Below are 13535 nucleotides of genomic sequence, written 5' to 3' on the forward strand. Positions count from 1 at the left end.
TGCCGAAGCCGGTAATTCGGGTAGCGTGAACTGCACTCGAAACCGCCGGCCGGGGCAGAGAAGGCCGACGGATCCTGTGCTGAGGGAGTGCGCCGTGGCAGTCGGCACCGTCAAGTGGTTCAACTCGGAAAAGGGCTACGGATTCATCGAATCCACCGAAGGGCCCGACGTCTTCGTCCACTACTCGGCCATTCAGGCCGACGGATTCCGGACGCTCGACGAGGGTGACCGCGTGGAATTCGAAGTCCAGTCCGGCCGCGACGGGCGGAGTCAGGCCGCGGACGTACGCAAGGTCTCTTAAGGAGACTTCGGGCGACCCCCGGCGGCGCCCGGAACTGGCGCGTTAGGCTTCGCTGCGTGACAGGCGATGAGTCGGGGGACCTGACGGGTCGTCGGCTGGGCAACTACCGCATCGACGGCGTGCTCGGCAAGGGCGGCATGAGCGTGACCTACAAGGCCACGGACGTGCGGCTCGGGCGCAAGGTGGCACTGAAGGTCATCGGTGATCACCTAGGGGCCGACGCCGAATTCCGCGAACGCTTCGTCGACGAGGCGCGGAACACGTCCGCGATCGACCATGCCAACGTCGTGCCCTTGTACGACTTCGGCGAGCTCGAAGGCATGCTCTACATCGCCATGCGGATGGTCGACGGCGGCGACCTCGCCGGGCTGATCTCCGGAGGCCCGATCGCGCCCGCCCGTGCGCTAAACATGCTCGACCAGGTCGCCGACGCGCTCGACACCCTGCACAACCGGGGTCTCGTGCACCTCGACGTCAAACCGGCGAACGTCCTGGTCACCAGCAAGGAGACCTCGCGCGAGCACGTCTACGTCGCCGACTTCGGCCTGACCCGCCGCGGCGCCACCGGGCACCGGACCCGCGGCGGCGACTTCCTCGGCTCGCCCACGTACGCGGCGCCCGAGCACCTGCGCGGCGAGCCGCTCGACGGCCGCACCGACCAGTACGCGCTCACCTGTGTCCTCTACGCCTGCCTGACCGGCAGCCCGCCCTTCAAGGGCGACGTGCAGACGGTCATCAAGGGGCACCTGAACGGCGAGCCTCCCGCCATCTCGCGGATCGTCGGCCTGCCCGCCGGGATCGACGAGGTCGTCCGGAAGGGAATGGCGAAGAATCCCGCCGATCGCTACCCCAACTGTGTTGAGATGATCGCGGCCGCCAGGCGCGCGCTCGGTCCGCTCGCGACTTCGAACGAGCCTCCCGGCGCGCCCGGGCAGGCGGCGGCCGCGACCGTCCAGCAGGCGGTACCGCAGCAGGCGCCACGGCAGAACACGCCGCCACAGGGAGAGGGGGGCCCCGTGCACCCGTACGGAGGACAGCAGCCCGGCTACGGCCAGCAGGGACCGGGACCGCAGGGTCCCCCGCAGCAGGGCCCGCCGCCCGGTTACGGCCCGCCGCCGCAGCAGGGTGGCTTCCAGCAGCAGGGTGGGTTCCAGCAGGGCCCGCCCCCCGGTTACGGCCCGCCGCCGCAGCAGGGCGGTTTCCAGCAACAGGGTGGGTTCCAGCAGGGCCCGCCCCCCGGTTACGGCCCGCCGCCGCAGCAGGGCGGCTTCCAGCAGCAGCCCAAGAAGGGCGGCGGCGCCAAGTGGATCTGGATCGTCGTCGGCGCCCTCGTGATCGCGGGCGCGATCGTGGCCGCCATCTTCATCTTCGGTGACTCGAACAGCGGCAACGGCCCGCAGACCACCGCGCCGAACATCCCGGTCGGCCCCGGCGGCTCCCAAACGCAGGGTCCCGGCTCGTCGTTGAAGCCGCCGCCGTCGTCGATCTCCATCAAGCCGAGCAGCTGAATACCACCGCGCTGACCTGCGGTTCTTGCACTCTCCCCAGGAGAGTGCTAAACACGACATTGGCACTCGACGCCGTCGAGTGCCAGGCGGAGCGGTCACCGACCGTTCGCCTGAAGGTCGGGACGGTGAGGCCGCACCCTTGATCGGGTGGGTCGTCCGTCGCGGGCACCGAGCCTGGCCGAGGAAGAGTCCTGCCGCCGCGCTGTAGTAGGCGTGCGGCGGCGCCCAATACCGGAGGACCACACCGCAATGGCCAAACTGATCGCGTTCGACGAGGACGCCCGCCGCGGTCTTGAGCGCGGCTTGAACACCCTCGCCGAAGCCGTCAAGGTGACCCTCGGCCCGCGGGGCCGGAACGTCGTGCTCGAAAAGAAGTGGGGCGCGCCGACGATCACCAACGACGGTGTCTCCATCGCCAAGGAGATCGAGCTCGAGGACCCGTGGGAGAAGATCGGGGCCGAGCTCGTCAAGGAAGTTGCCAAGAAGACCGACGACGTCGCGGGTGACGGCACCACCACCGCCACCGTGCTCGCCCAGGCTCTCGTCCGCGAGGGTCTGCGCAACGTCGCCGCCGGGGCCGACCCCATCAGCCTGAAGCGCGGCATCGAGGCGGCCGTCGAGGCCATCACCGAGCAGCTGCACAAGGCCGCCGTCCAGATCGAGACCAAGGAGCAGATCGCCGCCACCGCGTCGATCTCCGCCGCGGACCGCACCATCGGCGAGCTCATCGCCGAGGCGCTGGACAAGGTCGGCAAGGAAGGCGTCGTCACCGTCGAGGAGAGCAACACCTTCGGCCTCGAGCTCGAGCTCACCGAGGGTATGCGCTTCGACAAGGGCTACATCTCCGGTTACTTCGTGACCGACCCGGAGCGTCAGGAAGCCGAGCTCGAGGACCCGTACGTCCTGCTCTTCGGCTCCAAGATCTCCACCGTCAAGGACGTCCTGCCGCTGCTGGAGAAGGTCATCCAGTCCGGCAAGCCGCTGCTGATCATCGCCGAGGACGTCGAGGGCGAGGCCCTGGCCACCCTCATCGTCAACAAGATGCGTGGCACCTTCAAGTCCGTCGCCGTCAAGGCCCCGGGCTTCGGTGACCGCCGCAAGGCGATCCTGCAGGACATCGCGATCCTGACCGGTGGCCAGGTCATCTCCGAGGACGTCGGCCTCAAGCTGGAGAACGCGGACCTTTCCCTGCTGGGCAAGGCGCGCAAGGCCGTCATCACCAAGGACGAGACCACCATCGTCGAGGGTGCGGGCGACGCCGACCAGATCCAGGGTCGCGTCAACCAGATCCGCGCCGAGATCGACAACTCGGACTCGGACTACGACCGCGAGAAGCTCCAGGAGCGTCTGGCGAAGCTGGCCGGCGGCGTGGCCGTCATCAAGGCCGGTGCCGCCACCGAGGTCGAGCTGAAGGAGCGCAAGCACCGCATCGAGGACGCGGTGCGCAACGCCAAGGCCGCCGTCGAAGAGGGCATCGTCGCCGGTGGTGGCGTCGCTCTCATCCAGGCCGCCGAGGCCGCCTTCGCCGGTCTGAAGCTCGAGGGCGACGAGGCCACTGGTGCCAACATCGTCAAGGTCGCCGTCGAGGCGCCGCTCAAGCAGATCGCGATCAACGCCGGCCTCGAAGGCGGCGTCGTGGCGGAGAAGGTCAAGTCCCTCCCGCAGGGCCACGGCCTCAACGCCGCCACGGGCGAGTACGAGGACCTGCTCGCGGCCGGCGTGCCGGACCCGACGAAGGTCACCCGCTCCGCGCTGCAGAACGCCGCTTCCATCGCGGCGCTGTTCCTGACCACCGAAGCCGTCGTGGCGGACAAGCCGGAGAAGGCCTCGGCCGCTCCCGCCGACCCGTCCGGTGGCATGGGCGGCATGGACTTCTGAGTTCGAGCCTGTAGTACCACCGGAAAGCCCGGACGCGCCTCGCGCGTCCGGGCTTTTCCTTTGCCCGCCTTGTTCCGTCCGATCACGCGAGTCACGCGCGCCCGATTCGGGCGTTTCGCGTCGGGTCGTGAGTGATAAAGAGGGTTAGAACGACCATTACCACTCACGACCCCCGGTCGAATTCGTGCAGATAGGCATCAAGCGGACATTCACCTGATGGCTGGTGTCCTTTGTGGACGTTGACCGTTCAGGCCCCTGTCCTCTGCCCACCTGTTTGCGCGTGAAGGCCCCCTTCCCTCGGCTCAGCCGAGGGAAGGGGGCCTTCACGCGCAAAGACGTCGTGGCAGCTGGAGGTGCGGTCCCTACCGCTGCCCGTCCACCGCGTACTTCCCGCCTTGTTTCCGGCGGTCCTCCTCGTATGGATCGGTGGAGTTCGGCTCCGAAGGCTTCCTCGGCTCGAGGCCGGTCCGGTCGGTCCCGCCGGCCTCCGTGGCGGGGTTCTCCCGTTCGACCGTCTCGGGGTTGGGATCGATCTTCCCCCGGTCCTTGTTGGCGTTTTCCCAGTTGGCGAACATCCTCTTGAGGTCGTCGGACAGCTCGCCGTCCGTTCGTGCGTAGGCCTCGGCCGCAGTCCTGAGCTGCTCACCGGCGAGAAGGAATCGCGCGCAGCTCGTCCTCATGAACTGCTCGACGGCGTCCCGGATCTCCAATGTCGTGTCGTCGCCCGTGCACGTCTGCTCGTCGCGGCCCGCGAGGTGCCGGTCGGCGCTGTCGGCCTCGGAGAGGATCCGTAGTTGCGCCGAATAGGCTTCGGCCGCTTCGAAGCAGGTCTGCGCCAACCGCAGTACGAAGTAGACCTGGACCTGGACGCCGTGGTACTTCGCGCGGTCCGTCTGGTTCGGCAGCTTGTTCGCGGTGAGGTCGTAGAGTTCGAGGTTGTAGCTGTGCACCCTCGCGATCGCCTTCTGCAGGGTCAGCACGTTCGCGCCGAAGTCGGATTCGAGGCCGGACAAGGCGTTGTGCTCGTCCTGGATCGACGTGGTGAGTTTCTGCAGGATGTCCTGGAGCGACATGGCGTCCTGCTCGACGGTGAGTCCCTTGATGATCCCGCCGGCGAAAACGGCCAGGTCGAGAACGGCACCGGCCAGGCCGCTGGCCTTCCCGCCGGCCTCGTCGACGGTCTTCACGACTTTGCTGAGTTTCGCTCCCGCGGACAGCAGAGTGGTCGCGATCCCGTGGAGCGTTTTCGCCTGGTCGACCTTCTCCAGGATCGAGTCCGCGGTGAAGACCTTAAGGGTGACCTTCTCGTCCAGTTTCTTGGTGGCCCAGTTGAGCCGTTTGACGATGTTGAGCCGGGTCGCCTGGATCGTCGCGGCGCGGGTGGAGTACAGCGTGGACAAGCTGGCGAGGATGAGCGACTGGTTCGCCATGGTCGGCGCGATCGAGGCGAAGAACCCTTCCCTGAACTGCTGGGCGGCGAGCCCGGTCCACTCGATGAACCAGGGCTCGGTCGCGCTGGTCGCGCCGTCCAGCCATTCGACGTTCCGGACGACGGCGCCCTGACCGAGCAGCTCGGCGACCCGGCCGTTCTTGTCATGGAAGCCGAGGTTGCCCGCGACGTTGAGGAACGTGTTGTGGGCGGCCTCCAGCTTCGCGAGGTCGGGCCCCTCCAGCTGCGGAACGAATTTGGCGACCTCCTGCCGCCGGTTCCAGGCCAGCCGCTCGATCTGCGCGAGGTTCCGTTCGACGTGGCACTCGACGTACTTCTGGGTCTGCGGGTTCCAGCCGTCGCAGTGGACGTCCTTGTAGCGGCCGTGCATCCCGTCCATGACCCAGGTCAGGTAGCCGCAGAAATCGTCGGCGCCCGAGAGATGGCCGTAGGATTCGGCGGGCCACTGCCACGCCCAGGGTTCCGCGGAGCACGGAACGGCGGGCGAGAGGTGCGTCATGGCGTCGACGGCGTCTTCCAGCCAGCGTTTGGTGAGCGCCTGCCAAAAGTCGTCCAGCGCGCCTTCGAGCATCCGCTTGTACTCGCTGAGGCTCAGATACCCGGCCATGGAGGTCCCCGCTTCCCACTCCCTGTGACAAAGTCAGGGGAAGTGTAACGGCGGGCGCGCCATCCCGCGGCCGAAAACCGGAAAGGGCCCGGACATCCCCATGTCCGGGCCCTTCTCCATCCCCCTGGTCCCCAGGCGGATCGCGGTAGCGGGCTAAACGCGATCCGGCGGACGCCGCGCCCCCTGCGCACGGCGTCCGCCCCGCTCAGGATTCGCCCGGCTGTTCCGGAGTCAGGAGCCAAGCGGCGGCGTAGAGCGGGATCGCGAATCCGGCGGTGAAGAAGACGCCCGCCACGAGGGCGATGCGCAGGATCGCGGCGTCCACGCCGAGGTAGGCGGCCCAGCCGCCCGCGACGCCCGCGAGCATCTTGTCGGTCCGGCTGCGGTAGAGCTTCTTGGTGGCCTGGGGGGTGTACACGCTGTTCGTCATGGCTCCATGTTCGCTCCGGAACGACCCCCGGCACATCGGGGAACGGCCCCGACCCGACCCTGGAATCCGACCCTGAGGGGCCGAAAACCGGATGCCCGGCGCCCCCGCCCGCGAGTATGACTTGTCCGGTGAAACACGACAGCCCCGAATTCGCCGCCATCGCCGAGCAGGGCACGATCCTGCGCTGCCAGGTCGGGTCCGGGCTGCACGGCACCGCCGTGCTCGGCCAGGACGACCGGGACGAGCTCGGCATCTGCGTCGAGCCGCCGGACCACGTGATCGGCCTGAAGCGGTTCGAGCAGTACATCTTCCGCACGCAACCCGAAGGCGCCCGATCCGGCCCCGGTGACCTCGACCTGATCGTCTACTCGCTGCGCAAGTGGATGCGGCTCGTGCTCAACGGGAACCCGACCGTCCTCCTGCCGTTGTTCGTACCCGAGTCCGAGATCGTGGTGATCGACGAACTGGGCGCCGAACTGCGCGAGCAGGCGCACCGGATCGTCTCGCGCCGGGCCGGGCTGCGGTTCCTCGGCTACTCCCGCGCCCAGCGCGAGCGGATGCTGGGGCTGCGCGGCAAAGCGGGCAGGCTGGAACTGATCGATAAATACGGCTTCGACACGAAGTTCGCCATGCACATGGTGCGGCTCGGCGTGCAGGGCGTGGAGCTGCTGGAGACCGGCCGGATCACGTTGCCGGTCCCCGAACCGTGGCTCGGCTGGCTCCGCGATCTGAGGCAGGGCAAGAAAACCCGCGAAGAAGCGCTGGAAGCGGCCGAGTCGCTGGAGCGCCGTCTCGACGAGCTGGTACGCGGCGCGTCGCCGCTGCCGGAGGAGCCGGACGCCGAGTGGGCCGACGCTTGGCTGGTGCGCGCTTACCTCAGGGCGTGGAAGATGCCTTGATGACGATCAAGGCGAAAGCGCTCACGTTCGGGGTCGCGGTGCTGACCGTGCTGGGAATCGGCACGGCCGGTGCCGCGCCCGAAGGTCATGGCGCGCAAAGCAGGCTGGACGTCGTTCAAGCGCGCGGCGAGATCCGCGTGTGTTCGACGGGGGACTATCGCCCGTTCACCTATCGGGACGCCACCAGTGCGTGGAGCGGGATCGACATCGACCTCGCGGGCGACCTCGCCCGGCGGCTCGGCGTCCGGCTCCAGCTGGTCCAGACCACTTGGAAGGCGATCGCCGACGACGTCGGGCGGAAATGCGATCTGGCGATGGGCGGGGTTTCGGTGACCTTGGACCGCGCGAAGAAGGGTTTCTACACCGTTCCCTATCTTCGCGACGGCAAGACGCCGATCACCTTGTGCGAGAACGAGAAGCGGTTCCAGACCCTGGAGCAGATCGACCAGCCGGGCGTGCGGGCGATCGTGAATCCGGGCGGTACCAACGAACAGTTCGCCGATGCCAACCTGAAGCGCGCGACCATCGTGCGGCATCCGGACAACAACACCATCTTCGCCGAGATCCTGGCGGGCCGGGCCGACCTGATGATCACGGACGCCACCGAAACCCGTTGGCAGGCGAAGCAAAACCCGCGTTTGTGCGCGGTGCATCCCGACGAGCCGTTCACCTTCTCGGAGAAGGCGTACCTCCTGCCGCGCGACGTCGTGTTCAAGGAGTGGACCGACCAGTGGCTGCATCTCGCGCTGAACGACGGCACGTACGCGCGTATCGCGAAGCCCTGGCTCGGCTGAAATCGGTTTGAACCACTTTCGTTATCCGGCCGTATCCCTGGATGTGGGTGAGGAGGAAACCAGACCGGAGGAAGACACCGATGATGAACAGCGCCGGGAAACACCGCAAACGCGCGACGATCGGCATCGCGTCCGTGCTCGGGGTGGCCGCCATCGCCGCGGCGATGTTCGCGATCAGCACTCCGGACGGAGAGGCCGCGGAAAGCTGCCAGGGACTCGACACCGCTCTCCGCAACAACCTCACCTTCATCGCGGGCCAAAAGGCGCAGCCGGACGCCTTGTCCGAGGCGCGGATCGCGAACAGGCAGGCCGTCGTCGACCTCATCCAGCAGCGCCGCGAAGCCGCCGGGTGCACCGAAGAAGTACAGGCCGACAGCGGGAAGCAGGCCGCGGACGACGCCATGGCGGTCGAGGACGAGGCGGCTCCGAAGGAAGAAGCGGCCCCGCGGGAGGAAGCGGCCGCCGGTGACGGCGAGGTCGTCTGCCCGGGCTCCACGGTGACGCTGTCCGGCGAGGGCGGCGCCCCCGCGGCGTCCAGCAGCGAGTTCCCGGCGGGGACCAAGCTGAAGGTGACGAACCTGGACAACGACAAGTCCACGACCGTCGAGGTCACCGGCGTTTCCGGCAGTTGCGCGCTGCTGAACAACGCGGCCTTCGAGCAGGTCCGCGAACCGGGCAAGTTCCTGATCCGCCGCGCCACCATCGAGCGGGTCGGCTGAGACACCCGCACCGGGACGGGGAAGACGCGGACGGTCCCGGTGCGGAGGCGGCACGAGTCCTCCTGGTCCCCTCGGCCAGGAGGGCTCGTGGTCGTTTGTATCTCGCTTGTACGCCCTTTCGGGACGCTTCTCGCGAAACGCCGAGAAAGGACATCCGATGAGATTCAGACGAGTGCTCACGGCGGCCGCCACCGCCTTGCTGGGCATGGCCGGGCTGGCGATCACCGCGACGTCGGCCGAAGCCGCCGTCGGGCCGCGTCCCAACTTCCAGCTTCCGTTCCCCTGCAACCAGGTGTGGAACGGCGACAACGACAACAGCAGCGCGCACCGGGCCTACGAGATCGACTTCAACCGGGGCAGCTCCGCGGGGGCGGATCTGGGCGACACCGTGGTCGCGGCCGCGGCGGGCAAGGTCGTCATCTCGGCGCACCAGGGTTCCGCGAACGGGTTCGGCAACCTGGTGAAGATCGACCACGGTGGGGGATGGTCGACCTACTACGCGCATCTGAAGGTCCGTTCGGTCGCGCTCAACGCGCAGGTGGCGCAGGGGCAGAAGATCGGCGAGGTCGGCAACACCTCCAAGCCGGGCAACAACATCAGCCCGCACCTGCACTACGAAGTCCGCACCAACGACTCGTCGTGGCCGAGCAACATCAAGCCCGCGTACTTCAACGGCGTGAAGTTCGGCTACCCCAACGCCAACGTGACCTCCAAGAACACCTGCAGCGGCAACGGGAACCCCAACCCGTACGACGCCGTCGAGGTGTGCGGCGACGGCTACAAGGTGATCGACTCGCAGGCGGTCGGCAGCGCCGCGACGGCGTACCTGCTGTACAACGCCACGAACAAGAACAACTGCGTCACCACCATCAAGTCCACCTCGGTCGGCACGGGCAGCGCGGTCTCGGCCTTCCTCGAAGTACAGGGTTTGGCCAGGAAGACCGACTCCGGCAGCTTCGAGTACTACGCGGGTCCGGTGAGCGCGGCCGCCGGCGCGAAATGCGTCCGGTGGGGCGGCTCGGCGGGATCCGCCAGCTACGAATCGCCTTTCGAACACTGCACCTGATCTCGGAAGTGTCATGAAAGGGCCGTTCAGGACATTTTTTGTCCTGAACGGCCCTTTCATGACATCCGGAGGTGGGCGCGGACGCGGGTGAAGCGGGCTTCCCAGGCCGCCTGGACGTCCGCAGCGGCGGCGTGGGCGGTGAACAGATCGGGAGCGGGAGCCTGAAGCGGCACCGGCAGCCGACCGTCCACAGGGGACAGTGAATCGCCGCAGACGTCTCCGGTCAGCAACGACATCGTGCCCAGTCCGCACGCGAAGTCCAAAGTGGGCAGTGCGCCCGCGAGTGCCAGCCCGGCGGCGAGCCCGACGCTCGTCTCGACGGCGGAAGACACCACGCACGGCAGGCCGCAGGCTTCGGCGACCTCCAGCGCGCGCCGCACCCCGCCCAGCGGCGCGACCTTCAGCACGGCGACGTCGGCCGCCCCCGCGACGGCCACCTTCAGCGGATCCTCGGCCCGGCGGATCGATTCGTCCGCGGCGATCCGCACCCCGACCCGGCGCCGGACGGCGGCCAGGTCGTCGATCGACGGGCAGGGCTGCTCGGCGTATTCGAGTCCGCCGGCCGCGCGGTCCAGTTCACCGATGGCCTTGACCGCGGTGTCCACGTCCCAGGCCATGTTCGCGTCGACGCGGACGGCACCCCGCGGGCCCAGCGCGGCCCGCACCGCCTCCACCCGGGCGCAGTCCTCGGCGAGGCTCACCCGCGGGTCGGCGACCTTCACCTTCGCCGTGCGGCAGCCCGAAGCGGAAACGAGTTCGTACGCCTGCTCCGGGGACACCACCGGCACGGTCGCGTTCACCTCGACGCTGTCCCGCACCGGCGACGGCCAGCCGCGTTCGCTCGCCTCCAGCGCGGACGCGAGCCACGGCGCGCTCTCGGCGTCGGAGTAGTCGGAGAACGGGCAGAACTCGCCCCAGCCCGCGTCGCCGCGGACCAGCAGTCCTTCGCGGACCGTGATGCCTCGGAACCGTGTGCGCAGGGGGATAGCGTAGACGTCCATCGGCACCGATCATGCCACCGCGGGAATCGCGTGCCGATTTCGTCGGTTCCGGACAGAATGAGCGACGTGGCACTCGACTTTCGCGTGCTGGGGCCCACCGAGGTCACGGCGGACGGGCTGCCGGTGCCCTTGGGCGGCAGCAGGCCGCTCATCGTGCTGGCAGGCCTGTTGCTGCGCGCGAACACGGTGGTGCCGGTCGGCGAACTGGGGCGCTGGCTGTGGCCGGACGACCAACGGCGGTCCAAAGGCGCGCTGCAGACCTACGTCCTGCGGGTCCGCCGCGCGCTCGGCGACGAGGTCACCATCCGCACCGAACGGGGCGGTTACCTGCTCGAACTCGACGAAAACCTGCTCGACCTCGCCCGCTTCCGTGCCCACGCCGCGGCCGGGGCGGAGGCCGCACGGGACGGCGACCTGCGCGAGGCCGCGGGCCGGTTCGCGTCCGCCTTGGCCGAATGGCGGGGCCCGGCGCTGCAGAACGTCCACTCCGAAGCGCTGCTTCGCGACGAAGCCGACCAGCTGGGCGAAGAGCGGTTACGCGTGTGCGAGCAGTGGGCCGACGCGCTCATCGCGCTCGGCGAGCACAACGTCGTCGTGCCCGAGCTGATCAGACTGTGCCGTGAGAACCCGCTGCGGGAGCGGCTGCACGAACAGCTGATGATCGCGCTCTACCGCTCCGGCAGGCAGGCCGAGGCGCTGAACGTCTACCGCCGGATCGGCGCGGTGCTGGCCGAAGAACTCGGCTTGGACCCCGGAGCGTCGCTGCAGCGGGCGCACCAGGCGATCTTGACCGGCGAGGAGTCCGTCGAGACCACATTGGACTCCGAACTGACGCGGTACCGGCTCGGCGCCGAACCGCTGATTCCTCGCCAGCTCCCGCCGATCTGCGGGTGTTCTCCGGGCGCCAACGCGATCTCAAGGCGTTGCACGGGCTCGTCCCGGAGGCGCTGGACACCGAGCGGTCGACGTCCATCGCCTCGATCGAGGGAATGGGCGGTATCGGCAAGACGACACTCGCCGTCCACTTCGCCCACGAGGTCGGAGACCGTTTCCCCGGCGGGCAGGTGTACCTCAACCTGCGTGGTTACGGTCCCGGCGAGCCGGTCGAGGCCGCCGCCGCGCTCGAAACCATGCTGGTCTCCGTCGGCGTCCCCGCCGACCGGATCCCCGCCGACGTCGACGGGCGCGCGGCCACCTGGCGCACGTACAGCGCGGGCCGCCGGATGCTGATCCTGCTCGACAACGCGGCGAGCACCGAGCAGATCCGGCCGCTGCTGCCCGGCCCCGGGTGCCTGGTGCTGGTGACCAGCCGATGGCAGCTCCAAGCGCTCGTCGCGACCCACGGCGCCCGGCGCGTCGCGCTGGAAGAGCTGCCGGACGAGGACGCGATCGCGCTCCTCGCGTCGACGATCGGGCTGGACCGGGTCGCCGAGGATCCCGAGGCCACCGAACGGTTCATCCGGTACTGCGGCGGGCTGCCGCTGGCCATCCGGATCCTCGCGGTGCGGGCGGCGCAGTTCCCGAACCTCGCGCTGGGCGAGTTCGTCCGGCTGCTGGAAGCCGAACAGGACAGGCTGGGTTCGTTCGACCTCGCCGACGGCGACGAGACGAACATCCGGGCCGTCTTCTCGTACTCGTACCGGGCGCTCGACCAGCGGGCCGCGCGGATGCTGCGGCTGCTCGGCCTGCCCACCGGCGGCGACTTCAGCGTGCCCACCGCCGCGGCGGTGGCCGGCGTCGACATCGCGGAAGCACACGAGGATCTGGCGAAACTCGCTTCCGCGCATCTGATCGCGCGGTCCAAACCGGGCCGGTACCAGTTCCACGACCTGATCCGCGCGTACGCGGCCGAACTTTCGGCGGAGCTCGACGGGCCCGAGGCGCGGACGGCCGTACTGGACAGGCTGCTCCACGCGTCGCTCGCCTCCGCGCTGAACGCGTCGAGGCTGCTGCGCTCGGAACGGCATTACCGGCTCGTCCAGCCGGAGCGGTTCGATGGCGCCGGGCTGAAGTTCGGGCACTACGAACAGGCTCTCGACTGGTTCGACGAGGAGGCCGGGAACCTCATCGCCGCGGTGAACATCGCGTACCGGGAGCGGCGATACCGGGAATGCTGGCAGCTGGCGTGGCTGCTGCAGTCGTACTTCATCGTGCGGGCGCGGCTGGATGACTGGCGTTCGGTGTTCGGCGTCGCGCTTCGTGCCGCCCGCGATCTCGGGGACCGGTCCGGCGAGGCCGCCATCCTCAGCGGGCTCGGCGTGGCCTGTGGGGTCGCCCGCCAATACGGGGACAGCATCGCCTACCTGGAGCAGGTCGTCGAACTGCAGCGGCAGGTCGGGGACCGGCAGGGAGAGGCGCGGGCCCTCTACAACCTCACGCTGGCCAGCCAGGATCCCGACACGGGGTGGGACTACGGCACGCGCGCGTTGCGGCTCATCCGCGAGAGCAACGTCGGCGCCGGCATGGAGGCCAGCGCGCTGCAGGCGCTCGGCGACATCTGCGCCCAGGCCGGCCGCTTCGAGCAGGCACTCGACTTCGCCGACCAGGCCTTGGCGCTGGAGGCGCACGCACTGCCCGACGAAGCCCGCTTCACCCTGCACACCAAGGGAACCGCGCTGGTCGGGCTCGGCCGCGGCGACGAGGGCATCGCCTGCATGCGGCGCGCCGTCGAGATGTTCTTCGCGCACGGAGAGCTCTACGAGGCGGCCGACGTGCTGGCCCAGCTCGGCGGAATCCATCTGCGGCTCGGTGATCCCTCGTCGGCGCGTGAATGCTGGCTGCGTTCGGTGCGGGTGCTGACCGAACTCGCGCATCCCGACGCCGAGGACGTCCGCACCAAGCTCGCCTCGCTCGTGGGCGAAACCGTGAAGGCTGAGTGAGGC

Annotated in this window: 10 protein-coding genes and 1 pseudogene; 8 read left to right on the forward strand and 3 right to left on the reverse strand. The window is 68.8% G+C overall.

Going from position 1 to position 13535, the window contains the following annotated elements; genetic code table 11:
* The first annotated feature begins 94 nt into the window (after nucleotides 1–94).
* From ED92_RS10035 to groL, 3 genes are all read left to right on the forward strand, one after another.
* On the forward strand, nucleotides 95–301 hold the full coding sequence (locus tag ED92_RS10035) for a cold-shock protein (protein WP_005164266.1): 207 nt from the start codon (nucleotides 95–97) through the stop codon (nucleotides 299–301).
* 56 nt (nucleotides 302–357) lie between these two features.
* Nucleotides 358–1809, forward strand: a complete 1452-nt coding sequence (locus tag ED92_RS10040) for a serine/threonine-protein kinase (RefSeq protein ID WP_037335593.1) — start codon at nucleotides 358–360, stop codon at nucleotides 1807–1809.
* A 249-nt stretch (nucleotides 1810–2058) separates the two neighbouring features.
* Complete coding sequence (gene groL / locus ED92_RS10045; protein WP_037335595.1) at nucleotides 2059–3687, forward strand: chaperonin GroEL; 1629 nt, start codon at nucleotides 2059–2061, stop codon at nucleotides 3685–3687.
* Nucleotides 3688–4049: 362 nt separating this feature from the next.
* Here the strand turns inward: groL and ED92_RS10050 are convergent, their stop codons facing one another.
* Nucleotides 4050–5744 (reverse strand): hypothetical protein, encoded by a 1695-nt coding sequence (locus tag ED92_RS10050; RefSeq protein ID WP_037335598.1) that lies wholly within the window; start codon nucleotides 5742–5744, stop codon nucleotides 4050–4052.
* 205 nt (nucleotides 5745–5949) lie between these two features.
* Complete coding sequence (locus ED92_RS10055) at nucleotides 5950–6174, reverse strand: PspC domain-containing protein (RefSeq protein WP_007033414.1); 225 nt, start codon at nucleotides 6172–6174, stop codon at nucleotides 5950–5952.
* Nucleotides 6175–6302: 128 nt separating this feature from the next.
* On the opposite strand from ED92_RS10055, the gene ED92_RS10060 reads away from it, so the two are divergent.
* From ED92_RS10060 to ED92_RS10075, 4 genes are all read left to right on the forward strand, one after another.
* Nucleotides 6303–7073 carry a DNA polymerase beta superfamily protein gene (locus ED92_RS10060; RefSeq protein WP_037335600.1) on the forward strand — a complete coding sequence of 257 codons (771 nt, stop codon included), beginning with the start codon at nucleotides 6303–6305 and terminating at the stop codon, nucleotides 7071–7073.
* Complete coding sequence (locus ED92_RS10065; protein ID WP_037335602.1) at nucleotides 7073–7867, forward strand: transporter substrate-binding domain-containing protein; 795 nt, start codon at nucleotides 7073–7075, stop codon at nucleotides 7865–7867. Before ED92_RS10060 ends, ED92_RS10065 begins: the two co-directional genes overlap by 1 nt.
* Nucleotides 7868–7947: 80 nt before the next feature.
* Complete coding sequence (locus tag ED92_RS10070; protein WP_037335603.1) at nucleotides 7948–8586, forward strand: hypothetical protein; 639 nt, start codon at nucleotides 7948–7950, stop codon at nucleotides 8584–8586.
* Nucleotides 8587–8743: 157 nt separating this feature from the next.
* Nucleotides 8744–9652, forward strand: a complete 909-nt coding sequence (locus ED92_RS10075) for a M23 family metallopeptidase (RefSeq protein ID WP_037335605.1) — start codon at nucleotides 8744–8746, stop codon at nucleotides 9650–9652.
* A gap of 56 nt (nucleotides 9653–9708) precedes the next feature.
* On the opposite strand, the gene ED92_RS10080 is transcribed toward ED92_RS10075, so the two are convergent.
* On the reverse strand, nucleotides 9709–10653 hold the full coding sequence (locus ED92_RS10080; RefSeq protein ID WP_037336310.1) for an o-succinylbenzoate synthase: 945 nt from the start codon (nucleotides 10651–10653) through the stop codon (nucleotides 9709–9711).
* A 57-nt stretch (nucleotides 10654–10710) separates the two neighbouring features.
* Between ED92_RS10080 and ED92_RS10085 the strand changes: the two are divergent.
* Nucleotides 10711–13532: pseudogene (locus tag ED92_RS10085) on the forward strand (BTAD domain-containing putative transcriptional regulator).
* The last annotated feature ends 3 nt before the right edge of the window (nucleotides 13533–13535 follow it).

This window comes from Amycolatopsis sp. MJM2582 (assembly GCF_000754115.1).
Classification (GTDB): domain Bacteria; phylum Actinomycetota; class Actinomycetes; order Mycobacteriales; family Pseudonocardiaceae; genus Amycolatopsis; species Amycolatopsis japonica.

Excerpts from the sequence above, each read along its gene's own strand:
- ED92_RS10075 (WP_037335605.1), top strand. The coding sequence starts at position 8,744 with ATGAGATTCAGACGAGTGCTCACGGCGGCCGCCACCGCCTTGCTGGGC.
- ED92_RS10070 (WP_037335603.1), top strand. The coding sequence starts at position 7,948 with ATGATGAACAGCGCCGGGAAACACCGCAAACGCGCGACGATCGGCATC.
- groL (WP_037335595.1), top strand. The coding sequence starts at position 2,059 with ATGGCCAAACTGATCGCGTTCGACGAGGACGCCCGCCGCGGTCTTGAG.
- ED92_RS10055 (WP_007033414.1), bottom strand. The coding sequence starts at position 6,174 with ATGACGAACAGCGTGTACACCCCCCAGGCCACCAAGAAGCTCTACCGC.
- ED92_RS10065 (WP_037335602.1), top strand. The coding sequence starts at position 7,073 with ATGACGATCAAGGCGAAAGCGCTCACGTTCGGGGTCGCGGTGCTGACC.
- ED92_RS10050 (WP_037335598.1), bottom strand. The coding sequence starts at position 5,744 with ATGGCCGGGTATCTGAGCCTCAGCGAGTACAAGCGGATGCTCGAAGGC.
- ED92_RS10080 (WP_037336310.1), bottom strand. The coding sequence starts at position 10,653 with ATGGACGTCTACGCTATCCCCCTGCGCACACGGTTCCGAGGCATCACG.